This window comes from Sedimenticola hydrogenitrophicus, from assembly GCF_029017505.1.
GTDB classification, from domain to species: domain Bacteria; phylum Pseudomonadota; class Gammaproteobacteria; order Chromatiales; family Chromatiaceae; genus Sedimenticola; species Sedimenticola hydrogenitrophicus_A.
This window is the reverse complement of sequence record NZ_JAQGEI010000056.1, coordinates 1-21,908: the sequence shown is the minus strand read 5'-3', so window position 1 is coordinate 21,908 and position 21,908 is coordinate 1. Positions and strand designations below refer to the sequence as shown.

Sequence of the window (21,908 nt, the reverse complement as noted above, 5' to 3'; positions counted from 1 at the left end):
AAATTCATAAATAATATCACTGTAGGCGCGGCGCCCCGCCGCGATATTCGGCCCGGGGTGGGCCTCCTACCGGTTCGGCTCATGGCTCAACCACCCCGAAACCAGATCCATCCCTCCCGACGGGCCAGATCCGAATCCGTCGGCGGGATGCACAAACCCTGCAGGAAATGATAACCCGCCAGCACGCAGACTGCCGCATCCAGCACATCATCATCGGACAGCAGGATCACGGTATCGGTTGCAAACGTCATCCGCCGCCGCAACAGGGCGGCGATCCCCACCCGTTGCGCCGTCTGCGAGGCGCCTTTATAGCCCTGAAACACCATCCCCGAGGTTTTGAGAACGGCCGCCGGGTAGACCTCGATAGCCGCCAGCGGGCCTGGGAATTCAGGCGCCCAGGCAAGCGGAACGGCGCACTGCCGTCGCTCACTGATCTCATGCAGCAGTGTCAGCGCCGCATGGGCGGTGCGGGCGATGCGATCCGCCCCCACGTCCAGCGGCAGCTTGCCTATCTGGCGGTGGGTGAAACGGTCGGTCTCACGCCGGAACAGAAGGTTGGGTTCTGCCGGGAGAAAATCACCGGCATTGTGCACAGCCAGGGCATCCCCTAGGGCAGCCGGCCAGCCCAGCGGCGCGTCCATCGCCAGCAACACCCGGGGTTCATCGGCTATCCAGTCGACCACCCGATCCGCCACCGGCTCCCCCTTCGCCACCTTACCCAGCCGATCCACCACCAAGCCGTCGGCCGTCACCCGGCCACGCGCCAGGCCGACCCGTTTCGGGTCGGTGGCACAGTCGATGCCGATGATGCAGGTGGTCATGTTCATGTATTCCAGTGTCTCCCAAAAACAACCGGAATGTCAGACATAACTGTAGGAGGCCCGCCACCGGGTCGGATATCGCAGCGGGCGCGCCGTTCCTACATCGGGTAGTCTCGTAGGGTGGATAAGCCGGTAGGCGCATCCACCATTGCCTGAGTTAAATGGGTATTCAAATGAGGTTATATTTTCCTGATTAGCAATGAACGTCAGCTACGCCTGTCGGACCGGAGCATCAGCACCAGTCATTCCCGCAGAATCAGGAACCCAACCGCAACCCGAGGCGCCGGCAAACCCTGGATTCCCGCCTTCGCGGGAATGACGGAACTTGGCTGACCTCTCTTTCTAATCAGCTATATTTTCTCACACGCAAAATCAGATTCAGGATTCTGTATCATCCAGGGGCGGCAATAGCACCTCGATCTGGCTGATCAATGCAGGGATATCCTCCGTCGCGGTTTTATACAACAAAGCGTGATCAATCTGCCCATATTCATGCGCCAGTATATTGCGTTGACCGATAATCTCGCGCCAGGGAATTTCAGGATGAGCGCTCTGATAAGTTGACGAAACCCGGCGCGCCGCCTCACCCATAATTTCAACACTGCGTTCGATGGCCCGCAGCAATACAAGATCGTCCAGAAACGCCGCCAGATCATGCTGCGCCAGCATCGTCTCCACTTCCCTGGCTGCTTGCAGCATGTCCCATAGATGGGCGGGATCTCGATCCTCAGGCCGCATAGAGTTCTTCCATCTCCTTTTCGATGGCGCGTTGACGATAGGGGTTCTTCAGGATTGCGGTTGTCGCCACGTCTATCTTGCGCCCATCAAACAACTTGGATAAGGCATCTTGAATACCTACCATGCCACCCAAAGAAGGCGCCGTACCGTTTTCAAACTCCACCAGCAGATCGATGTCGCTATCCGGCCGGAGTTCGCCCCGCGCCGCCGAACCGAACAACACCAGCCGGCGAATATGATAGCGCTGTGCCAGCTTGCGTAAGCCGGCACGCGAAATCACCAGCACACCACCGATCTCCAGTCGATCCTTGTCATTGATCATGGGTTTCTCCCGTTGTCTCGCCGCCACTGCCAGGCGCTGTTTCAATGTTTTCCTGGCGAGCTCAAGCTCACGTGCGCGCCCACCGCGAATGGCATCCACCAACGCCAGCAACTCATACAACTTGGGATCATTCTTCGCCGCAACGGGGACGGACTTATATAAGGGCGAAAAAGACTCACCCCGCACCCCGCCTTCAGGGTCCGGCCAGACAGGTGGGGGTTCATTATCCGGCACAACCATGGAAGCCAAAGGCGCAGCCGCCTGTGCGGTGGGTATCCCGTAGGTAAGCTCCCCACGTTCCGGGACAAACACATACGCTATGCCGTGCAGCAAGAAATCTTCCAGGTTTTTGATATTCACGGAGATTTTACCGGCATCCTTACCGGCGAGCCGTGCAGCAAGCGAGCGCTTCGCCGCCGCATGAACTTCTGCCGCGCTCATTCCCAGCTCGGTAGCCAACTTATTGAATGACCAATGGTTTTCACCTATAGCAACGAGCTTCAGTAAAAACAAAATGTCTTGTGGCTTCAGGTTCATCCAGCTATTCTTTATTCGCTATTCGCGAATAAAGAATAGCAGCGAGGGGAGTAAAATCAAGAGGACAACAAACCTTTGTTTCGAAAAACGGCGCAGACTCCAGAAATTCCCACAAACCTAATAGGTCGTAATCCCATGCTTCAGTAGTAGGCGTGGCAACACATCATCCAGGTTACTGATATCCTGGTCATTCAGCTCGATCAGACTGAAACCGTACTGCTCATAGGTTGCGATCTTCTGCTTTTTTCTTTCGCAGTATTTCGCATCGCTCTCCATACCCCAGAACTCGATATAGACTTTGCCGGCCGGGAGATAAAAGTCGCAGTACACCCCCTCCTCGATCGGCAGACGGCGTTCATAGGCATGGACAATCTCGGCTGTATACAACCAGTTATCGATCAGCATTTCCGCTCGCGAGCGGACAAAATGACCATCCGCGGTGCGCAGCTTCGGTTTCATTTTGTCGCGGAAGCCGGAAGACTTGTCCGCTGAGGGCGCATTGACCGGGAATTCTTTGGCCTCCTTGGTGTCCCCTTTCAACTCTTCGATGGTGTTTTTCAGCGACGGATTAGCGGCAACCGCGGGAGGCCACAACACGAACGGGATACCCGATTTGTTATCCTCCCGCTGTTCGCCACCCACACGCTGACCCATCGGGGTAACCAGCCAGCCTTTCACATGCCGTTTAATCCAACCGTGTTCGGAGAGAATCTGGTTGATGCGTCGCGCGGAAAGTTCGAACTTCTGCCCCAGGGTGGTGGCGGTCAACATGCCACTCGGCGTGGCCTGCTCAAGCTGGAATGTCTCAGGCCAAACAATATACTTGCCCAGCTTTTCACTGACCTTGTATTTCCCACCCGCATCCATACCGGATTGATTAAGCACCCACACTTCATCCTTCCGGTTAATATAGCCCAGCTCCTGAAGCCGGCCAAAAAGCTGCTTTGTGGGTATTGCGAGCTTCTGGGAGAGTTTTGTGGTGGAGAGATATTTGGTGTCTTCCATTCCGGTTTTATCCTGTCAATTTTTGCTATACATCATTAACTTCACTCGCCAGCATGTTCATGATCAGCTCAATCACGGTTTCTATTTGGCCGCGCGCCGATTCTGCAACTGCGGAATTGGGTGTCATTTTTCGAATTCACCCGGCACCCTACAGAAATCACCGTATCGAGATTGTAATGATCTATGTCACGCCGTACCTGCCGACGGCCTTCCTGAAGAACTCTCCGGAATTTCCGGATTGTTGCTTCCGACGATACAAGTTCCTGTTCTCGACTAAAAATCCGTTGCCATTACTCATTGGCCGGGGAAAAAGTAATGTCATCCCCATCAAACCGATCTAGCAACTCGCGCATGGCCTCTTCCGTGCGAATCCCCCACATCTTGGTGAATGCGTAGGTGTTGCCCTCGGCATGGATTAACTGGTCATCTTCGGCGAACCAACGGCGAGGCTCGAACGCCGGGCCACCCGATTCCGCCGCTTCCGCTGCCCGCTGCTTGAAGGTGTGCGCGTCGACTTTATCCTCTACCACTCGCCACAGGCCGTTACCGCGCCATGAAAGCACCTTGTGGATTTCGGTCGGTGTCGTGCCGTTCGCGCAGAGGTGGCTGACAATGGCAAAGATGGCGCGCCGTTTGGCGAGCGGGATGGACTCTTTACCGTCTATGGTGACCACATACTTGGTCAGATCCCTGGAGTCGGTACGCGAGATCCGCTCCTTTTGCTGCTTTTCCCGAATCCGCACTTGGTAATCCTCCGCCTCCGGGAGGGGAATGACCGTCTGAATATCCACCAGTACCTTGCCCTGATCCCTATACGGCTTCATGCGTATGCAGCGAATGTCCAGCCCCCTGGCATTGAGCCATATCACGGCCGTGGTCAATTCCCTGGAGAACTCCTTGGAGGCCAGTATAATTCTTACGTCCTGGGCAAATTCATCCTCGATGGGCTGATCCCAATCCAGAAAGTCCAGGATCAACGCTTCCGGATCGTCATCCTTGCCCAGCTTGTTGAGAAAACGACCGAATATCTCGACCACCTTGTCGAAGGTGAGCGTGGATACCATTGCCGCGTAGCGCACAGCCTGCAGTTCCATATGGCCGCCATCCTCCGTCCGCTTGAGCTCTATGACGACCAGGTTGGCCTGTTTATCCAGCCCAAGCAGGTCGATGCGCCGCCGGCTGTCTTCCCACTCGCCGAACTCCTCCGAGATCACAAGGGTGTTGGGTGACAGGACATCCACCTGATCACGCAGAATCCGCTGCAGATCACTTCGCTCCTTGATGCCTTCGCTGAGAAAATCGGTCTCAGGGATTCGCTCGAAACGGTCCCTGGATATTTCATAAATCGCCATCAGTGTGCTCCCGGGTGATGGGCATATGACTAGGTTTAAGCCGCCGCGATCTGCTGAACAATGGCCTCCGCGTAGCGGGCGGCGATGTCGCTTTTGTTGCGGATATTGGCTTCCAGTTGGTCGCAGAGGGTCATCAGTTCGTCGACCTTGGCTACGATGCGGTTTTGTTCAGCCAGAGGTGGTAAGGGAACCGGAATAGAATTTACTACTTGCTGATTTATCTTTGGCATGCTTCCCGATGTGCCAGTAGTTCTTTCCCGCATATACCCGCGTACATACACAGAGGAAAGAACCAATTTCAAGTACTTTGCGCTTAATTCGTTGGATGGGCGCATTTTCATAATCAAATCAGGATATATGAACTCACCCTCATTTCCGTTAAATATTGCACTTACACCAACATATTCCATCGAGTTTGCACGTTGCATTAAGATATCTCCAGCGCGCAACCACAGGTACGAATCAGCCTCCAGGTCAATATCCAAATACTTGAACTGTTCAGGATCAAAGGTGCCGCGTGTGATGGCTGTCAGAGTTAACGACTTAACACCAGTTTTGTAATCAACAGATTTTGGCGAATAGCCGTTTCGAGGTCCAAAAATTAGCAGCTCAGCCAAATATGTCCATATCCAGTGTTCAGGAATCGATGGAAGGCCAAGTTCCTCTGGGTCTTCCTTTGTATATTTGTAATATTTTGTACTGCCCATGCGTACATGCTCATCTTGCTCTTTTTTAATTCTTGTAAGCAGAGTATTAACATCGCCATCTCCTACTACTTGCCCCACCAACTTCCCCTGCACCGCAAGCTGAAGGATGGTCTGGCGCAGGGCTTGGACCGATTCGAGGGTGGTGTAGAGGTCGGCGAAGTTGTCGCGGATGCGGTGCCAGGCGGGGAGGCCGTCGATGCCGTTGTGGTTGTTGTCGCTACCGACCGCGGTGAGCGGGTGGTGAAAGGCGCGGATGAGGCGCTGGTAAGTCGCTTCGCGGGCGTTGCGCTCGGCCTCCAGTTGGTCGCAGAGGGCCATCAGCTGGTCGACCTTAGCTACTATGCGGTGTTGCTCTTTGAGTGGAGGCAACCCAAAAACAATATTCTCCAAAGTGCGTTTGGTTACATGTTTGAGACCTACCCCCCCTTGAGCTCGTGAAATCAAATGACCCATGCAGCTATTTACAGATAGTTTCAAATAGTCTCTGTCAATTTCTGACCCGAATATTACACACTTATTTATGTGCTGATTTAGTGCGCCCTGTCCTTTTCGCCAAATGAAGGCACCGAACGATGTGCCAGGAGTACCAGACCAGCTTATGAGGAAATCTCCTGGGCGCACCCTGTGCCGCTCTTCAATATTGCCAGCGAAATAGTTAAATGGAGCTGAATAATTATTGAGATTCTGGATTCGAATTATTGGTAAACCTGCATCTGCCCACTCCGACTGTTTGAACGCCCGTCCATTAAACATCTCCATAAGCGATCCCAAACGCACCCATTCCCAACCTTGCGGAAGATCAAAAGGTATTTCCTCCTTGCTAATCTCAAGCAGATGTTTTGCCTTCTTAATTCTGCCTTGAGTCATAAGTCGATTTTGCTCAGCGCGTATTCTCTTCAGCAGTTCATTGGCTGGTTCGTGATTGGGATCTTGATGCAGCAGTTTACCCCGCACAGCCAACTGCAAGATCAACTCCCGCAGCTTCTTAATGCCGTTGGGCGCATCGATAAAGTGGCCGAACTGTTGGAGGAACTGTTCGTTGGTCATGCGACCTTTCCTTTGGCGCGCTTTGTCGTCTTGGCTTTGGTGGCTACACGGCTTTTCTCACCACCCCGGTCCTCTCCCCTTGGGAGAGAAGAGAGGGCGGTGGCATCCTGCTGGGGAGCATCGTTCCGATCAAGGGCTTGGGCGAGCTGTGTCTTGAGTTGTTCCTGAATACCGGCGATGCTGGCCTGCAAATTCCGGTACTGGGCCAGCAGTTCATCGGGGTCGCCGGGGCCTTCGTCGGCGTTGTGGGGGTTCTTGATATCCAGGTTGTAGTTGTTGGCCTTGAGGGTGTCGATGTCGACCCGCCAGGCCTGTTCGCTCTCCTCGCGCTTTTCCCACCAATCCTTTTCGATCTCAAACTCCTCGATGTGCATCGGTCTGGTCTTGGAGTAGGACTTGTAGGTTGCCGGATAGGGGTGTTCGTAGTACCAGATCTCTTGGGTCGGTTCGCCCCGGGTGAAGAAGAGCAGGTTGGTCTTGATACCGGTGTAGGGGTTGAAGACGCCGTTGGGCAGACGCACGATGGTGTGCAGGTTGCACTCCTCCAGCAACTTCTGCTTGATGCGGGTCTTGGTGCCCTCACCGAACAGAAAGCCGTCGGGCAGCACCACGGCGGCGCGGCCGCCGGGCTTGAGGCGGCGCATGATCAGGACCATGAAGAGGTCGGCGGTCTCCCGGGTGCTGAAGCTGCCGAAGTTTTTCTCGATACCATCCTCCTCCATGCCGCCGAAGGGGGGATTGGTGACAATCACGTCTACCTCGTCCTGCGGTCCGTAGTCACGCAGGGGACGGGTAAGGGAGTTGTCGTGCACCACCTTGTTGGGCACCTCGATGCCGTGCAGCAGCATGTTGGTGGTGCAGAGCAGGTGCGGGAGCTGTTTCTTCTCGACGCCGTTAATCGCCTGCTGCAACTGATCCCGGTCCTCGACGCTTTTGACGTAGTGGTTGCGCACATGCTCGATGGCGCAGGCGAGGAAACCACCGGTACCGCAGGCAGGATCGAGAATGGTCTCGCCGAGCTTGGGGTCGGTCATGTCGACCATGAACTGGGTAACGGCGCGTGGGGTGTAGAACTCACCGGCGTTGCCGGCGCTCTGCAGGTCCTTGAGGATCTTCTCGTAGATGTCGTTGAAGGTGTGGCGGTCGGCGCTGCGGTTGAAGTCGATCTCATTGAGCTTATTAATCACCTGGCGGATGAGGGTGCCGTTCTTCATGTAGTTGTAGGCATCCTCAAACACGCCCTGCACCACGAAACCGCGCGGGTTGTCGCCGGTGTGGCTGGTGAGGGTCTTGAGCTTGCGGAACAGGTCGTCGTTGATGAAGTCGAGCAGTGCGTCGCCGGTGATCCCCTCGGCGTCGGCGGCCCAGTTACGCCAGCGCAGGTGCTCCGGGATGGGGGAGCGGTAGTCGTCGTAGGTGAGTTCCAGTTCCGTTTCCTGGTCGTCGAAGATCTTGAGAAACAGCATCCAGCCGATCTGGCCGATGCGCTGGGCGTCGCCGTCGACGCCCGCATCCTTGCGCATGATGTCCTGAATGGATTTGATAACAGAGGTAATGCTCATACAGCGATGGTTTCCAGTTTGGTGTGTTGGGCCAGGGTTTCGAAGTCGCGGTCGTTGTGCAGCAGCGGGATGCCGTGGGCAATGGCGGTGGCGGCGATGATGCAGTCGTTAGTCTTGCGGATGGTGAGGCCGCGCTTGCGCAGTTCGCGAAACAGCTCGGCGGCGAGCACGAAGGTCTCCTCCTCCATCGGCAGCATCAGCAACGGCTTGAGATGCTGGCGTACCTGTCGGTGCTGCTTATCGTCTCGGATGCCCTGCAGGATCTCGGTAAGGATAATGCCGCACAGGGCGATGTCGGCGCCGTCGAGAATCGCCTGCTCCAGGTGTTTTACCCGGGGGGTGTCACGACCGGCAAAGAGGTCGATCCAGACACTGGTGTCGACCAGCATCAGGTGTTGTCATCCTCGGCAATATCGGTGCGCATCGCCTCCAGATCGCCCTCCCAGTCGATCCTGCCCTTGAGGGCGAGCAGCTTCTTCTGCTGCTGGTGGCGCACCAGCTCGCGCAGGGCGAGGTCGACCAGTTCGCGCCGGGTCTTGAGGCCGGTGAGGCTCAATCCCGCCTCAACAAGGTGGGTATCGAGGACGATATTGGTGCGGGTGGTGTCACTATCTGCTCTCATTCCGGTTCTCCCATGGGTCGATACACATATTATATTAAATTATGTGTATAGCTCAAACGCCATTTCGTGAATATCGGCATCATGCCCCGGCTGGTTGTCGGTGGCATTTACGGTGCTTCATTAAAGCTATTCAAGTCATAAAACGGGTGCGGGTGGATCAGTGCCCTGACAGCGTCCAGGAAGGCTCCAAATTGCCTTGGGTAGGCGTTGCTGCCGTGACTGCTGACCCGTTTCCGGCCCCAGTTGATGGTGACCTCCCACTGGGTGCCGTCGAGGACGGCTATGTTGTCGTAACTGCGCTGCCAGTGCCAGACATCCAGCGCCTCCAGGGCATTACGAAACGCTAGCAATTGCGGCTCGCTGGGCGGCGCCACGGTTTCGTACTCACGGTAGTAGCCGCCCCCCCGGCCGTAGCGGAGTTGACCATCCCGGTACTCCAGGTGGAAGCCGTCTACACCGAAACTGCCCAGCTCGATATCGAGACGCTGGGGAGGGGGTGGCCGCAGCCCGCTCATTGTTCCACCTGGTAGATAGCCGCCTCCAGTTCCCGGATCGCCGTCTGATAACCCGACTTGCCACCGAACAGGCGCACGATCTCCATCGGTGTGCCGAAGCGGTCCAGCGGCGGCACCCGCAGTACGCTGTTCTCCTCCAGGTTCTCGATCCCCTGGTCGGCGTATTTGTCGAGCAGGGCATCCAGTACCAGGCGGGCCTGCTCCCCGTACCGGGTGAAGTAGTCGCGCTTGCGCACTCTATTGGCCCGCTCCCTGCGCGTCAACGGCGGCTGGCCGAAGGCGATGTGGCAGATCAGGTCGAAGGGGTCGAGCGCCCTGCCCACCTCCTCCTGCAGCGCTTCCCAGAGGACGCCCTGCTGCTCCAGTTCTTCGAGAATCCGCTTTTTCTTGTCAGCCCCTGTCCAACTCTGCAGGAACTGGTCCAGGGAGCCGTAGAGCTGTTTCACGTTGCGGCGGGTGTAATCGCGCAGCGACTCGGTGATCAGCCGTCCGTTGGCGTCCAGGTACTGGACCCGCTCGGCGATCACTTGCACCGGGACGTCGTTGATGACATAGCGCGGCCGCGCCTCTCGTACTCCCCCGTCATCGGTCACCCACTCGCCGGGATCATCCTCGACCCCGGCTACCTCCCCGGCCCCGGAGGTCTCTTCATCGAAGTCCTCCGGCGGCACCGGATCATCCTCGATGCCGGGGGTGTAGATCTGCACCGGCTCGCCGTCGAAGTCGGGATCGGCGAACAGCTCTGTGGCCTTCTTGAAGTCGATGATGGTGAAGTAGAACTTGCCGTAGGCCTCGTTGATGCGGGTGCCGCGACCGACAATCTGCTTGAACTCGGTCATCGACCTGATGCTCTGGTCAAGCACGATCAGCTTGCAAGTCTGGGCGTCGACGCCGGTGCTCATCAGCTTGGAGGTGCAGGCGATCACCGGGTAGCGGCTCTGGGGATCGATGAAGTTATCCAGCTCCGCCTTGCCCTCCTGCTCATCGCCGGTAATGCGCATGATGTACTTGGCGTTATCTTTAACCAGGTCGGCGTTCTCGTTCACCAGCGCCTGGCGCATGCGCTCGGCGTGATCGATGTTCTCACAGAAGACGATACTCTTGTCGAAGCGGTTGGTGCCCTTGAGGAAACGGGTAATCTGTCGGGCCACCAGCTGGGTGCGCTGTCCCAGGATCAGGTTCCTGTCGAAATCCTTTTGATTGTAGATACGGTCCTCCACCTCCTGGCCGTACTTGTCGACCTTGCCCTTCTCCGGCCGGTAGCCGAACAAGTCCTTGTCCAGCTCCATGCGCACCACTTTATAGGGGGCCAGGAAGCCATCCTCGATGCCCTGCCTGAGGGTGTAGCTGTAGACCGGTTCCCCGAAGTAGTGGATGTTGGAGACATCCCGGGTCTCCTTGGGCGTGGCGGTCATGCCGATGTGGGTGGCGGAGGCGAAGTAGTCGAGGATCTCGTGCCAGGCGGAGGCCTCGGCGGCGCTGCCGCGGTGACACTCGTCGATCACCACCAGATCGAAAAAATCGGGCGAGAACTGCTTGTAGATGTTCTGAGACTCTTCGGTGCCGGTTACTGCCTGGTAGAGGGAGAGGTATATCTCGTAGGACTTGTCGGCCTGGCGCTTCTGGATCTTGGTCATGGCGGAGCCGAACGGTTTGAAGTCGTTGCTCTTGGTCTGGTCCACCAGGATATTGCGGTCGGCCAGGAACAGGATGCGCTTGCGGGCGCCGGACTTCCACAGCCGCCAGATAATCTGGAACGCGGTATAGGTCTTGCCGGTGCCGGTGGCCATCACCAGCAGGATGCGCTGCTGACCCCGGGCGATCGCCTCGACGGTGCGGTTGATGGCGTTGAGCTGGTAGTAACGGGGGGCTTTGCCGCTACCGTCCAGATGGTACTCCTGGGCAACCAGCTCCCGGGCTGGCTGTTCAGTCAATCCCTTGTGGGCGCAGTAGCGCCGCCACAGTACTTCGGGTCCGGGAAATTGATCCAGGGTCAGTTCGGACTCGATAGTGCCTTGCGTGACACTACGGTCATGAAACAGGAAGCCATCCCCATTGGAGCTGAAGACAAACGGCAGGTCGCCGTGCATCTCACTATAGGCGAGCGCCTGCTGCATGCCGTCGCCCAGGGCATGGCTGTTGTCCTTGGCCTCGATCACGGCAATCGGGATGTTGGGCTTGTGGTAGAGGATGTAATCGGCGTAACGGGGCTTGCCCCGCTTGTGCTTACGACCGCGCACCAGGATCTTGCCCCGGGTGATGGCCACCTCCTCGCGGATTTGGGTCTGCAAGTCCCAGCCGGCGCGGGTAATGGCCGGAGTGATGAACTTGCTGCGGATGTCGGTTTCCGAGAGCCGCTTTTTATCGTTATCGCTCATTGAGCACCTTCCGCTGTGCGGTTATAGCTCGCTGCTCCCGACAACTTCATCGGATGCTCAGGGCAGCTCATTGCCTTGATCAAGGATGGCAATGTAGTTTTTATAGGCGTATACCCGGTCCCGCTGTTTACCCGTGAGTTCCTGAACTATCCCAAGTTGTTCCAGTTTCTGCAGGCCGGACTGTATGGTTGCCGGGGCCATGCCGGTCTGTTTTTGCAGCCAGGCGGCGGTGACGATGGGGCGTTTCAGCAGCGCCTGATGCATTCTGGACAGGGTACCCGACTGGCGTTGCTGTGTATGCAGCGTTTCGGCATCCGCAGCCGACAGTTGCATCAATGCACGTGCCGTTGTTACGGCCGCATTGGCCGTCTCCTCGACAGCCGTGGCAAAAAATGCCAACCAGCGCTCCCAGTCACCGGTCAGCCGTATCTGGTTGAGCAGCCTGTAGTACTCCTGCCGATGCGACTTGAAGTAGAGGCTAAGATAGAGCAACGGCTGTTGCAGAATCTTCTGGTCAACCAGTATCAATGTAATCAGCAATCGCCCCAGACGGCCATTGCCATCCAGAAAGGGATGCAGGGTTTCAAACTGGAGATGCGCCAGCGCCGCCTTCAGCACTACCGGTGTCACCTGATTCTCATCATGAATAAACCTTTCCAGATCGGAGAGCGCATCGGGAAGCTCTTTTGCCGGTGGCGGCACAAACGCAGCATTCCCCGGACGGCTGCCTCCGATCCAGTTCTGGCTCTGGCGCAATACCCCCGGTTGCTTGCTGCTGCCCCGGCCGCTGCTTAATAGAATCTGGTGCAGTTCCTTCAGCAGACGAACCGAGATAGGGAACCCCTCTTCCAGGCGCCGCAGGCCGTGAGTCAGGGCAGCCACATAGTTGCTGACCTCCTGGACGTCATCCAGCAGAACGCCCGAGGGTTGATCCAGTTCATACATCAGCAGATCGGAGAGCGACGACTGGGTTCCCTCGATCATCGAGGAGAGGACCGCCTCTTTACGCACATACATATAGAGGAAAAGCCCGGCATCGGGCAGCAGACCGGAGATACTGTCCAGCCGCCCCAATGCCAGGTAGGCGCGTTCAAACTGCTGGCGCAGCTCACTGCTCCATTCGATATCCGGCACGGGCGGCAGGGGAGCGGGGAGAAACGCCTCCACGGTCTCGCCGACCGTGGAGATGGTGATGTATTTTCCCTGGAGAGACCTTTCCATCGCACTATTTCATTGGTTGAATCAGCCGGCTTTACTATTTCAAATAGTTGCATCAACTGAAATAGTAATCAAGGTATTTTTGATGAGCTCTTCCCAGCCATTAGATCCTTGCCCCGGGTGGACCACCTCCGCGCAGATCTGGGTATGCAGATCCCGGCCGGCGCGGAGGTGGCCGGAGTGATGAACTTGCTGCGGATGTCGGTTTCCGAGAGCCGCTTTTTATCGTTATCGCTCATTGAGCACCTTCCGCTTTGCGGTTATGGCTATTCTGTCAGGGTTCCCCTATTGTCCCTTTTCCAGGGTTTTCAGTCTCGCCTCTGCCACGTCCCAGGGCAGTCGACTGCCGGCGGCGTTCATCCTGCCATAGGCAAAGCGGGCTTCGGCGATGGTCAGCAGTCCACATCGCACCATCTCTTCCACCAGCCAGAGCGTCCCCTTGACAGTCACGGCCTCCTGCTCCGCCGCGTTTCGCAAGGCCTTGTCTCCGGTTAACGGCGGACAGGCCCTGGCCCTGGCAAGCGCCAGGGCGAAGCAGTCATATCGACTGGTTCGGTTATACCGCTGCGTCAGCCCGGCGACATCCCGCATCGCATCGGCATCCAGCTCTCCCAGTTGCAGCCCTGCTTTCAGCAGATACTGATGCGCCTCTTCCAACTCTTCCGCAAACAGGATTTCCGGTATGACAAACTGGTACGGGAGCTTAAACATCGGGGCGATGAGCCGCCCCTCTTCCATGTCGATTAGGATATTGGCATCACTGATCAGCAGTTGCACCCATGCCCCCCAGTTTCCGTTCCTTGTGAAAATGGGTAAGCGACACTCCCATCAACTCTGCCGCCTTTGATTCGCCGATGTAATCCTCACCCAGCGCCCGATACACTAACTGCCTGAACAGGTAGGTCTGTTCGTTCGGATAGGGTTCTCCCGGCTCCAGCGAGCGCCAACCCAGTTGACCGAAACGATAGTAGTACCGCTTTTGTAATGACTCCCGAATCACGCCACACTGACCGGCGCGAACCAGAATTGACATCATGCTGATACCAAACTCGTGCTTGAGCAGGTGCAACTCCTGCGGCTCCAACGCGGTCCGGTTGGTGCCCAAGTGTTGGAGAATGGCCTGTTTCGGCAACAGAAACGCACCGGCAAAGCGGTTACAGGCTTTCTCTTCTTCCATCCCGGGCGCCAGGCGGCCCTGCAGTACCAGGTGGCCGAGTTCGTGTGCCAGGGTGAAGCGTTGCCGGTCCCCCGGCTGGTGGGCCGAGATCACCACCAGTGGCGCACCTTCGATGGCACCGGCCAGGCCATCGAATTTCTTATCCGACTCTACCGCTGTGGTGATAATCATCACCCCATTTGACTCCAGCGTATCGATCATATCGGGAATCGGATTGAGCCCGAGCGACCATTCCGAGCGTACCTGATCCGCAATAGCTTCAATGGCCTCCAGGGAAGTGATTTTATCTGGCATCCCTCCAGGTTGAGAGAAGCCCGGCACAGGCACAACCGAATCCGGGAATAGCCCAAGCAGCTCAACCCAGCGCTCGGCCTGTTCCATCACGTCTCCATTGATGCGATCAATCAGCCTTTGCGGGGTATTCGCCCGCTTTCGATACTCCACCCCCTTCAACTCCACCCTGACCGGCCGGAAAAAGTACTCGCTACGCACATTCAACGCCTTCGCCAGTTTCAGCAGATTGGTCGAGGAGGGCATGTTTTCGCCATGCTCGTATTTCTTGATGGCGTTAGCCGAGACACCGACCTCGCTGGCAAGCGCGCTCATGGACAGGCCCGCGGCCTTGCGGGCACGGATCAGGCGTTCTGCAAACATAAAGGACTCCAGGGAAGATCCATCTAAGGTTTATAAATTATAGCATTAATTAAAATATATAAACCTATTTGCGTCAATGGCACTGCAATCCCACCCTCCGTATGCATTCCCACGCGGAGCGTGGGAACGAGGGGGAAACGCGGAGCGTGGGAACGAGGGGGAAACGCGGAGCGTGGGAACGAGGGGGAAACGCGGAGCGTGGGAACGAGGGGGAAACGCTGAGCGTGGGAACGAGGGGGAAACGCTGAGCGTGGGAACGAGGGCAAACCCACTTGGATGATTCCCGGCAACCTACTGCCCGTCCTGATACTCCATGTCCTGATCCAGCTCGGACGGCTCTTCCCGGGGCGGGGCGTTTCGCCAGTCGTCGAACGGGAACGGCTTGTGCTCGGTATTGAAGACCAGGAACTGGGTGATATCGTAGAGGTAGGTGCTGAGGCCCTGGCCGAACTTGCACAGCGGCTGGTTGGCCTCCTTGTTGATCAACACCAGGATGAACTGGATCACCGCCACGGCCACGGCTACTCCCTTGGCCACGCTGTGGACCAGTACGAAGAGCAGCATGTAGAGGCCGCGCATCCAGATCTGATCGGTTTTCGGGTTTATTTCTTGATTCATGTTGTTGTTCCTTTCCACAGGGGTCTCACGATTTATCCGGGTGTCTCTTCAGACAGACACATTACCCGATTCAATGGCCTATTGTCCCTGTTTTCCATCATCAGTTCATTCCGGCGGGGTGGCGGACAGGTGTAGCTGGGCCGGATGAAGATCATACTGGAAAATCGGGTTAGACTAGCCGTCGTGGCGGGGTATGTTCCATTTTCGCCTACAGGGATGACGGTGGATGCGCAAGCTTATCCACCCTACGAATTCAGCGATTTTGGCTTTGTGAAATGAACTCCGAAATTTGAGTTCTTGATTCATCTGACAGTGTGTTAATCGCGAGGCGCGCATAGGGGTCGGAGTCAAATTTGATGGACATTGTGGTATGAAATGCCCCGTTCGCTTGATCAAATTTGACTCCGACCCCTGTCCTGTAGCTTTGCCGCGAAAACCTTCGCGCCAGAGGCGCTCCTACGGGGTGATTCACCAGGCTTGATCAACACCAACAACTAACTGGGATAGAACCATTAAAAGAACAAAGAAAGCCGATGACTGATCTTTTTCAACAGGTCCTGGAGTGGGTTTCGCTCCACCCGGGCTGGTCCTACAGTGTGATCTTTCTGGTGGCCATGGCCGAATCCCTGGCCGTTGTCGGGCTGATTGTGCCGGGGGTGGTGATCATGTTCGGCATCGGTGCGCTGATCGCCGGCGGGGTGATCGCCTTCTGGCCGGCCATGGGCTGGGCGGTGGCCGGGGCGGTGACGGGCGATGGGCTGAGCTTCTGGGTCGGCCACCACTACCGGGAGCGGCTGGCCACGTTCTGGCCCTTCAGCCGCCATCCTGAATCGTTGCAGCGCGGCATCGACTTCTTCGAGAAATATGGCGGCAAGAGTGTCGTCCTGGGCCGTTTCTTCGGCCCGACCCGGGGGGTAATCCCGCTGATCGCGGGGATGATGGATATGCCGGCGTTGCGCTTCGGGTTGGTCAATGTGCTCTCGGCCCTGGCCTGGGCGCCGCTCTACCTGCTGCCGGGGATTGTCTTCGGTGCCTCCATGGAGCTGGCCTCCGAGGTGACAATGCGGCTGGTGATCCTGGCCCTGCTGCTGCTGTTTTTCGCCTGGGCGGTGTACAACCTGATCCGCTTGCTGTTCCGGCTGCTGCATCCCTACACCACCCGCTGGGTGCAGTGGCTGCTGGAGTGGGGCGAGGCCCATCCGGTTATGGGCGAGATCGCCAGCGCCCTGGCCGACCCCAATCACCCGGAGACCCGCGGCCTGTCGATCCTCGCCACCCTGCTGGTGATCGCCTCCGCCCTGTTCGTGCTGCTGCTCGGGTTGCTGCCCGGCGGCGGCCTGCATACCGGCATCGACCTCACGGTATTGCAGACGCTGCAGAGCCTGCGTTCACCCTTGGCCGATGAGCTGATGGTCTATTTCACCCGGCTGGCGGATGTCGGGGTCATCTTCTCCCTGGCCGGCGGTGTGCTGCTGTACCTGTTCTGGAACCGGCATTACCGCACCGCCAGCCACTGGCTGGCCGCCATCCTGTTCTGTGTCCTGGCCGCCCCCCTGCTGAAGCTGGGGCTGCAGATTCCGCGCCCGGATATCGTGGTGCAGCCGCCCGACTCCTACTCCTTCCCCAGCGGCCATGTCCTGCGCGCCATGGTGCTGTACGGTTTTCTCGCGGTCCTGATCGCGCGCCCGTTGTCCGATCGCTGGCGCTGGCTGCCCTACAGCCTGGCCGGACTGCTGATTCTGGCGGTGGCCAGCTCGCGGCTCTATCTCGGGGTGCACTGGCTCTCCGATGTGTCCGGCAGCATCACCCTGGGCGTCGCCTGGGTGGCCCTGCTGGGGCTTGCCTATCATCGCCACGCGGCCCGGGAGTCTCACTGGCGCAGCCTGGTGCTGGTCTCCCTGCTGGTGACGACCGCGGCGTTCAGCGTGGAAACCGGGCTGCATCATGAGCGCAATCTGGCCCGTTACCAACCGGCCCGGACAATCCAGCAGGTCGACCAGGGCGCCTGGTGGGAAGGGACTCTCATGCCACTGCCGGCATTCCGCGCCGATCTCCTGAACCGAGAGGAGCATCCGTTGAATCTGCAATATGCCGGCTCCATCGACTGGCTGAGGCGGCAGCTGCATGCCGCCGGGTGGCAACCCGCCACCCGCCTCGACTGGTCCGACGGGCTACGACTGCTCTCCCCCGGACAGCCGCTGCAGGCGTTGCCGGTGTTGCCGCAGGTGCATGATGGGCGACACGAGACGCTGATATTGGAAAAGCCGCTGCCGCAGGATGGGCGACTGGTGTTGCGGCTCTGGGCCACCGATGTCCTTCTTGTCGGCAACGGCACGCCGCTCTGGATCGGCAATATCAGCGAGCAGCGACAAGTGAAGATGCTCGGTTTTCTCACCTATGCCCAGACGGCCCCGAACTTTGATCAGGCGCTGGGGCAGCTGCGGCGCGATCTGCAATCGCTCGACAGCCGACAGCTCAAGGATGGGGACGCCCTATTGCACATCAGGGAAGCGGCGCCCGCGTCCCGCTAGGAGGCTCTATCCGCCCCAGGGCCGGTTCAGCGGATTGTCGATGCCGAGGTGGCTCAACACCCGCGCCACCATGAAGTCCACCAGCTCCGCCACGCTCTCCGGTCGGTTATAGAAGCCGGGGCTGGCCGGCATGATCACCACCCCCAGGCGGGAGAGTTTCAGCATGTTCTCCAGGTGGATGGGGGAGTACGGGGTCTCCCGCACCATCAGGATCAGCTTGCGCTGCTCCTTCAGCACCACATCGGCAGCCCGTTCGATCAGGTTGTTGCTGGCGCCGCTGGCGATGGCCGAGAGGGTGCCGGTGCTGCAGGGACAGACCACCATCGCCTCGGGGGGATTGGAGCCGCTGGCCACCGGGGCGGTCCACTGCTCACGCCCGAACACCCGGATCTGGCCGGCCGCCGCACCGTAACGCTCGCTCAGCAGCCGTTCCGCCTCCTCGACACGGGAGGGGATGGTTAGCCCGGTCTCCATCGGCATCACCACCTGGGCCGCCTTGGAGACCATCAGGTAGACCTGCCGGTCGGCCTGAACCAGGCACTCCAGCAGACGCAGGGCATAGGGGGCCCCGGAGGCGCCGGTAATGGCCAGGGCGATGGGCTTGGTGGTTTGCTTGGTCATGGGGTAAAGATTAGTTCCTGCTCGCCAGGGCATCCAGCAGGCGCTGGTGGATCTGCTCAAACCCGCCGTTGCTCATGATCAGCACCTGGTCGCCGGGGGCCACTTCATCGGCCAGGGTCCGGATAATGGCCTCGACCTGATCGAACACCCGCGCCTGCCCGCCCAGGGGCGCGAAGACCATTTCCGCATCCCAGTCCAGGGACTCGGGGGAGTAGACCAGCACCCGGTCGGCCGTCACCAGCGCGTCCGGCAACTGTCCGGCGTGCACCCCCATGCGCATGGTGTTGGAGCGCGGCTCCAATACGGCGAAAATGCGCGCTTCCCCCACCTGGGCGCGCAGGCCCTGCAGGGTGGTTTCGATCGCCGTCGGGTGGTGGGCGAAGTCGTCATACACCCGCACCCCGGCCACCTCGCCGCGCAGTTCCATGCGCCGCTTCACATTGCGGAATTCGGCCAGCGCCGCGATCGACACCGCGGGCGGCACCCCCACGTGGCGGGCCGCCGCTATCGCCGCCAGGGCGTTGCTGACGTTGTGCCGGCCGGTCAGCTCCCACGCCACGTCGCCCACCGGCATCCCCTCGAACAGCACGGTGAAGCGGCTGCCGTCGGCGCTGATCGGCAGGGTGCCCCAATCGGCCGGTTGCTCGATCAGTGACTGGGCGGAGAAAAACTCCAGCGGCGTCCAGCAGCCCATCTCCAGCACCTCGTCCATGGCGATCTCGCCGCGCGGCGCGACGATCAGGCCGCTGCCCGGTACGGTGCGCACCAAGTGATGAAACTGGCGCTGGATCATGCCGATGTCGTCGAAGATATCGGCGTGATCGAACTCCAGGTTGTTGAGGATCAGGGTGCGCGGGTGGTAGTGCACGAACTTGGAACGCTTGTCGAAGAAAGCGGTATCGTACTCGTCCGCCTCCACCACGAAAAAGGGCGTGCCGCCGATGCGCGCCGAAACGCCGAAATTGAGCGGCACGCCGCCAATCAGGAAGCCCGGCTCCATGCCGGCGTACTCCAGGATCCAGGCCAGCAGGCTGGCGGTGCTGGTCTTGCCGTGGGTCCCGGCCACCGCCAGCACCCACTTATCCGGCAGCACCTGCTCGGCCAGCCACTGGGGGCCGGAGGTGTAGGTCAACCCCGCATCGAGCAGGTACTCCACCGCCGGGTTGCCGCGGGAGAGGGCGTTGCCCACCACCACGCAGTCCGGGGCCGGCATCAGGTGGGCGGGATCGTAACCCTCGCACAGCCGGATACCCGCCGCCTCCAACTGGGTGCTCATGGGCGGATAGACGTTGGCGTCGGAGCCGCTCACCTCGTGGCCGAGCGCCCGCGCCAGCAGGGCAATCCCCCCCATGAAGGTGCCGCAGATGCCGAGGATATGGATATGCATCTCAACTACTCCTTGGAAAAATCAGTTGTACCAGCCAGTTGATCAGCATGAAATAACCAATGGATAGCAGCATACCGTTACCGAAGCGGACCTCGAAGGTGTGGCGCAGGATGTGCGCCACCACCACCATGCCCCAGATCACCAGGACCACGTAGAACAGCACGCCCAGCCCGCCCAGGGGCGACACCCGGGGATCGTCGCCAATCATCAGCTGCAGCGGCATGGCCACCAGATTGATCAGCACCCCGCAGCCGAACAGCGCGCTGACCGCCTGGGTGAATCGCCCCTCCCGACGCTGATAGTTCAATGCCAGCCGCACCAGCAGCGCCAGCAACGCCAGGTCCATCAGCTGGGCCAGCAGCGCCGGCACCACGCTGTTGAAGTGGCCGACAATGACCACGGTACCGGTGAGCAGATTCAGCAGCAGGGTCAGGGTCACCAGAACCGAGGCCACCGGCAGATCCTGGGGTGCCGCGCGCAGCAGGCAGATATCCACATACAGATTGATTAAGCGTTTCACTGACGTCCTGTTCCCCGGTTGTTGCGGCCCCGCCCCGGGCCCGATCCGGCCAGGACAAAATCTGCCCCATCATACCTTTTGGTCGAAAACAGACAAACAGCTGGCGCGGATTTGTTATGCTTGCCATCCAACACTTTGCGCAATAACTGCCTAACCTGACGAATCATCCCTATGCTCGAACGCCACATACAAACCGAACAACAACTGATCGAGCTGTGCCAACAGCTGGCCGACAGTCCCTGGCTTGCCCTGGATACCGAGTTCGTCCGGGAGAAGACCTACTATCCACAGTTCTGCCTGCTGCAGATCAGCAACGGCGAGATCGCCGCCAGCGTCGATCCGTTGCAGATCCAGGAGCTGGGGCCGCTGCTGGAACTGCTCTATGACGAGCGCATCGTCAAGGTGTTCCATGCCGGTCGCCAGGACCTGGAGATATTCCACAACCTCTGGGGCCGGCTCCCCAAGCCCCTGTTCGATACCCAGCTTGCCGCCTCCCTGCTGGGCCTGGGGGATCAGATCGGCTACGGCAACCTGGTGGAGCAGCTGCTCAACCATACCCTGGAGAAGGGCCATTCGCGCACCGACTGGTCACGCCGCCCCCTGGACGAGGCCCAGCTGCGCTACGCCCTGGATGATGTGATCTATCTGGGAGAAATCTACCTCAAGCTGAAACAGCAGCTGCAGGCACAAGGACGCGAGGGCTGGCTGCAGGATGACTTCGACCAGCTGACCAATCCCGACACCTACAGCAATCCGCCCCAGGCGGCGTGGAAACGGATCAAGGGTCGGCAGCCGTTGAAGGGCGTGCAGCTGGCGGTACTCCAGGCACTGGCCGCCTGGCGCGAACAGGAGGCCCAGCAGGCCAACCGGCCGAAGCGCTGGATACTCAAGGACGAGGTGCTGGCGGATCTTGCCCGACGCCAGCCCGGGGAGTTGGCGCAGCTGGAGAAGATCCGCGGGCTGGAGCCGGGCACCATCAAACGGCGCGGCGAACTGCTGCTGAAGCTGATCGCCGATGCCCGGGCGTTGCCCAAGGAGCAGTGGCCCCGGGACAAGCGACGCGCCATCCGCCTCGACCCCAACCAGGAGGCGCTGACCGATCTGCTGCACGGCTGCCTGCGGCTGCTGGCGGAGCAGAACAACATCACCGCGGCCGCCCTGGCCGGGCGCAAGGAGATCGAGGCCCTGGTCGGCGGCGAGCGGGAGCTGGAGCTAATGCACGGCTGGCGCCGGGTGATCGCCGGCAACCGGCTGTTGCAGATACTCGACGGCGAGTGCTGGCCCGAGTTGGAACAGGGCCGGCTGATCCTGTCGGCACGAAACCAGCCCGGCTGACCAGGACTGTGTGCCGTTATGCGTAGGCGGCTTGCCGTCACCACCTGGCTGGCCGCCCTAAGCGGCCTCGCCCTTGGCGCCTGCTCGGAACCGCCCCCGCCCCCGGCGGTCGACCCGATCGAGCGGCAGCTCGACACCCAGCGGGAGCTGATGCACCAGACCCGCGAGGTGATCCGCTACCTGGACGAGCAGGAGCGGCTGCGCCGTGAGCAGCTGGAGGAGGTGGCGGATTGATGGGCAA

General features: G+C 59.2%; 23 protein-coding genes. 4 read left to right on the top strand and 19 right to left on the bottom strand.

Translation table 11 applies throughout. From position 1 onward, the window contains the following. Window positions 1-86 precede the first annotated feature (86 nt). The 16 genes from O9K64_RS22395 to O9K64_RS22315 all read right to left on the bottom strand — a co-directional run bounded on the left by O9K64_RS22395 (window position 87) and on the right by O9K64_RS22315 (window position 15,273). A complete protein-coding gene (locus O9K64_RS22395; RefSeq protein WP_275100343.1) occupies window positions 87-827 on the bottom strand; it encodes a DUF429 domain-containing protein in 741 nt (246 codons plus the stop codon). Window positions 828-1,199: 372 nt separating this feature from the next. Then, entirely contained in the window at window positions 1,200-1,559 is a 360-nt protein-coding gene (locus O9K64_RS22390; protein WP_275100342.1) for a DUF86 domain-containing protein, read from the bottom strand. Further along, window positions 1,549-2,418, bottom strand: coding sequence for a nucleotidyltransferase family protein (locus O9K64_RS23705; protein ID WP_335342343.1), 870 nt, complete (start codon window positions 2,416-2,418; stop codon window positions 1,549-1,551). Before O9K64_RS23705 ends, O9K64_RS22390 begins: the two co-directional genes overlap by 11 nt. Window positions 2,419-2,535: 117 nt before the next feature. Continuing rightward, a complete protein-coding gene (locus O9K64_RS22375) occupies window positions 2,536-3,423 on the bottom strand; it encodes a glycerol kinase (RefSeq protein WP_275100341.1) in 888 nt (295 codons plus the stop codon). A 68-nt stretch (window positions 3,424-3,491) separates the two neighbouring features. Beyond that, the gene (gene rhuM, locus O9K64_RS22370; RefSeq protein WP_420493188.1) at window positions 3,492-3,662 is read right to left on the bottom strand and encodes a RhuM family protein; all 171 of its coding nucleotides are present in this window, start codon (window positions 3,660-3,662) and stop codon (window positions 3,492-3,494) included. 51 nt (window positions 3,663-3,713) lie between these two features. Then, entirely contained in the window at window positions 3,714-4,775 is a 1,062-nt protein-coding gene (locus O9K64_RS22365) for a hypothetical protein (RefSeq protein WP_275100340.1), read from the bottom strand. Between the two features lie 35 nt (window positions 4,776-4,810). Next, window positions 4,811-6,529 (bottom strand): restriction endonuclease subunit S, encoded by a 1,719-nt coding sequence (locus O9K64_RS22360; protein WP_275100339.1) that lies wholly within the window; start codon window positions 6,527-6,529, stop codon window positions 4,811-4,813. Further along, a complete protein-coding gene (locus O9K64_RS22355) occupies window positions 6,526-8,091 on the bottom strand; it encodes a type I restriction-modification system subunit M (protein ID WP_275100338.1) in 1,566 nt (521 codons plus the stop codon). The genes O9K64_RS22360 and O9K64_RS22355 overlap by 4 nt, the downstream gene beginning before the upstream one ends. Next, window positions 8,088-8,480: a PIN domain nuclease gene (gene vapC / locus O9K64_RS22350; RefSeq protein ID WP_275100337.1), complete on the bottom strand. Its 393-nt coding sequence runs from the start codon at window positions 8,478-8,480 to the stop codon at window positions 8,088-8,090. The genes O9K64_RS22355 and vapC overlap by 4 nt, the downstream gene beginning before the upstream one ends. Further along, the gene (locus tag O9K64_RS22345) at window positions 8,480-8,713 is read right to left on the bottom strand and encodes a type II toxin-antitoxin system VapB family antitoxin (protein WP_275100336.1); all 234 of its coding nucleotides are present in this window, start codon (window positions 8,711-8,713) and stop codon (window positions 8,480-8,482) included. Before O9K64_RS22345 ends, vapC begins: the two co-directional genes overlap by 1 nt. A gap of 107 nt (window positions 8,714-8,820) precedes the next feature. After that, window positions 8,821-9,228, bottom strand: coding sequence for a hypothetical protein (locus tag O9K64_RS22340; protein ID WP_275100335.1), 408 nt, complete (start codon window positions 9,226-9,228; stop codon window positions 8,821-8,823). Next, window positions 9,225-11,606, bottom strand: a complete 2,382-nt coding sequence (gene hsdR, locus O9K64_RS22335; RefSeq protein ID WP_275100334.1) for an EcoAI/FtnUII family type I restriction enzme subunit R — start codon at window positions 11,604-11,606, stop codon at window positions 9,225-9,227. Before hsdR ends, O9K64_RS22340 begins: the two co-directional genes overlap by 4 nt. Before the next feature lie 57 nt (window positions 11,607-11,663). Further along, window positions 11,664-12,827 (bottom strand): Fic family protein, encoded by a 1,164-nt coding sequence (locus tag O9K64_RS22330; RefSeq protein ID WP_275100333.1) that lies wholly within the window; start codon window positions 12,825-12,827, stop codon window positions 11,664-11,666. A gap of 282 nt (window positions 12,828-13,109) precedes the next feature. Further along, window positions 13,110-13,601 (bottom strand): PIN domain-containing protein, encoded by a 492-nt coding sequence (locus O9K64_RS22325; protein WP_275100332.1) that lies wholly within the window; start codon window positions 13,599-13,601, stop codon window positions 13,110-13,112. Continuing rightward, complete coding sequence (locus O9K64_RS22320) at window positions 13,582-14,655, bottom strand: helix-turn-helix domain-containing protein (protein ID WP_275100331.1); 1,074 nt, start codon at window positions 14,653-14,655, stop codon at window positions 13,582-13,584. The genes O9K64_RS22325 and O9K64_RS22320 overlap by 20 nt, the downstream gene beginning before the upstream one ends. A 291-nt stretch (window positions 14,656-14,946) precedes the next feature. Next, the gene (locus O9K64_RS22315) at window positions 14,947-15,273 is read right to left on the bottom strand and encodes a DUF4389 domain-containing protein (protein WP_275100330.1); all 327 of its coding nucleotides are present in this window, start codon (window positions 15,271-15,273) and stop codon (window positions 14,947-14,949) included. A gap of 144 nt (window positions 15,274-15,417) precedes the next feature. Here O9K64_RS22315 and O9K64_RS22310 point away from each other — a divergent pair, with 144 nt between their 5' ends. Continuing rightward, on the top strand, window positions 15,418-15,552 hold the full coding sequence (locus O9K64_RS22310; RefSeq protein ID WP_275100329.1) for a hypothetical protein: 135 nt from the start codon (window positions 15,418-15,420) through the stop codon (window positions 15,550-15,552). Window positions 15,553-15,806: 254 nt separating this feature from the next. Further along, window positions 15,807-17,804: a bifunctional DedA family/phosphatase PAP2 family protein gene (locus O9K64_RS22305; RefSeq protein ID WP_275100328.1), complete on the top strand. Its 1,998-nt coding sequence runs from the start codon at window positions 15,807-15,809 to the stop codon at window positions 17,802-17,804. A gap of 6 nt (window positions 17,805-17,810) precedes the next feature. Here the strand turns inward: O9K64_RS22305 and O9K64_RS22300 are convergent, their stop codons facing one another. From O9K64_RS22300 to O9K64_RS22290, 3 genes are read right to left on the bottom strand one after another with little or no spacing between them, the layout of a single operon-like run. Then, window positions 17,811-18,425 (bottom strand): flavin prenyltransferase UbiX, encoded by a 615-nt coding sequence (locus tag O9K64_RS22300; protein ID WP_275100327.1) that lies wholly within the window; start codon window positions 18,423-18,425, stop codon window positions 17,811-17,813. 10 nt (window positions 18,426-18,435) lie between these two features. Then, window positions 18,436-19,812 carry a UDP-N-acetylmuramate:L-alanyl-gamma-D-glutamyl-meso-diaminopimelate ligase gene (gene mpl, locus O9K64_RS22295; RefSeq protein WP_275100326.1) on the bottom strand — a complete coding sequence of 459 codons (1,377 nt, stop codon included), beginning with the start codon at window positions 19,810-19,812 and terminating at the stop codon, window positions 18,436-18,438. Window position 19,813: 1 nt separating this feature from the next. Further along, window positions 19,814-20,332, bottom strand: coding sequence for a hypothetical protein (locus O9K64_RS22290; protein ID WP_275100325.1), 519 nt, complete (start codon window positions 20,330-20,332; stop codon window positions 19,814-19,816). 171 nt (window positions 20,333-20,503) lie between these two features. On the opposite strand from O9K64_RS22290, the gene rnd reads away from it, so the two are divergent. Both rnd and O9K64_RS22280 read left to right on the top strand, forming a co-directional pair. Then, entirely contained in the window at window positions 20,504-21,667 is a 1,164-nt protein-coding gene (gene rnd / locus O9K64_RS22285; protein ID WP_275100324.1) for a ribonuclease D, read from the top strand. 18 nt (window positions 21,668-21,685) lie between these two features. Beyond that, the gene (locus O9K64_RS22280) at window positions 21,686-21,901 is read left to right on the top strand and encodes a hypothetical protein (RefSeq protein WP_275100323.1); all 216 of its coding nucleotides are present in this window, start codon (window positions 21,686-21,688) and stop codon (window positions 21,899-21,901) included. The last annotated feature ends 7 nt before the right edge of the window (window positions 21,902-21,908 follow it).

What these genes read in the sequence shown, in the direction of transcription:
- O9K64_RS22395 (WP_275100343.1), bottom strand. Translation starts at nt 827, where the DNA reads ATGAACATGACCACCTGCATCATCGGCATCGACTGTGCCACCGACCCG.
- O9K64_RS22390 (WP_275100342.1), bottom strand. Translation starts at nt 1,559, where the DNA reads ATGCGGCCTGAGGATCGAGATCCCGCCCATCTATGGGACATGCTGCAA.
- O9K64_RS23705 (WP_335342343.1), bottom strand. Translation starts at nt 2,418, where the DNA reads ATGAACCTGAAGCCACAAGACATTTTGTTTTTACTGAAGCTCGTTGCT.
- O9K64_RS22375 (WP_275100341.1), bottom strand. Translation starts at nt 3,423, where the DNA reads ATGGAAGACACCAAATATCTCTCCACCACAAAACTCTCCCAGAAGCTC.
- O9K64_RS22365 (WP_275100340.1), bottom strand. Translation starts at nt 4,775, where the DNA reads ATGGCGATTTATGAAATATCCAGGGACCGTTTCGAGCGAATCCCTGAG.
- O9K64_RS22360 (WP_275100339.1), bottom strand. Translation starts at nt 6,529, where the DNA reads ATGACCAACGAACAGTTCCTCCAACAGTTCGGCCACTTTATCGATGCG.
- O9K64_RS22355 (WP_275100338.1), bottom strand. Translation starts at nt 8,091, where the DNA reads ATGAGCATTACCTCTGTTATCAAATCCATTCAGGACATCATGCGCAAG.
- vapC (WP_275100337.1), bottom strand. Translation starts at nt 8,480, where the DNA reads ATGCTGGTCGACACCAGTGTCTGGATCGACCTCTTTGCCGGTCGTGAC.
- O9K64_RS22345 (WP_275100336.1), bottom strand. Translation starts at nt 8,713, where the DNA reads ATGAGAGCAGATAGTGACACCACCCGCACCAATATCGTCCTCGATACC.
- O9K64_RS22340 (WP_275100335.1), bottom strand. Translation starts at nt 9,228, where the DNA reads ATGAGCGGGCTGCGGCCACCCCCTCCCCAGCGTCTCGATATCGAGCTG.
- hsdR (WP_275100334.1), bottom strand. Translation starts at nt 11,606, where the DNA reads ATGAGCGATAACGATAAAAAGCGGCTCTCGGAAACCGACATCCGCAGC.
- O9K64_RS22330 (WP_275100333.1), bottom strand. Translation starts at nt 12,827, where the DNA reads ATGGAAAGGTCTCTCCAGGGAAAATACATCACCATCTCCACGGTCGGC.
- O9K64_RS22320 (WP_275100331.1), bottom strand. Translation starts at nt 14,655, where the DNA reads ATGTTTGCAGAACGCCTGATCCGTGCCCGCAAGGCCGCGGGCCTGTCC.
- O9K64_RS22315 (WP_275100330.1), bottom strand. Translation starts at nt 15,273, where the DNA reads ATGAATCAAGAAATAAACCCGAAAACCGATCAGATCTGGATGCGCGGC.
- O9K64_RS22310 (WP_275100329.1), top strand. Translation starts at nt 15,418, where the DNA reads ATGAAGATCATACTGGAAAATCGGGTTAGACTAGCCGTCGTGGCGGGG.
- O9K64_RS22305 (WP_275100328.1), top strand. Translation starts at nt 15,807, where the DNA reads ATGACTGATCTTTTTCAACAGGTCCTGGAGTGGGTTTCGCTCCACCCG.
- O9K64_RS22300 (WP_275100327.1), bottom strand. Translation starts at nt 18,425, where the DNA reads ATGACCAAGCAAACCACCAAGCCCATCGCCCTGGCCATTACCGGCGCC.
- mpl (WP_275100326.1), bottom strand. Translation starts at nt 19,812, where the DNA reads ATGCATATCCATATCCTCGGCATCTGCGGCACCTTCATGGGGGGGATT.
- rnd (WP_275100324.1), top strand. Translation starts at nt 20,504, where the DNA reads ATGCTCGAACGCCACATACAAACCGAACAACAACTGATCGAGCTGTGC.
- O9K64_RS22280 (WP_275100323.1), top strand. Translation starts at nt 21,686, where the DNA reads ATGCGTAGGCGGCTTGCCGTCACCACCTGGCTGGCCGCCCTAAGCGGC.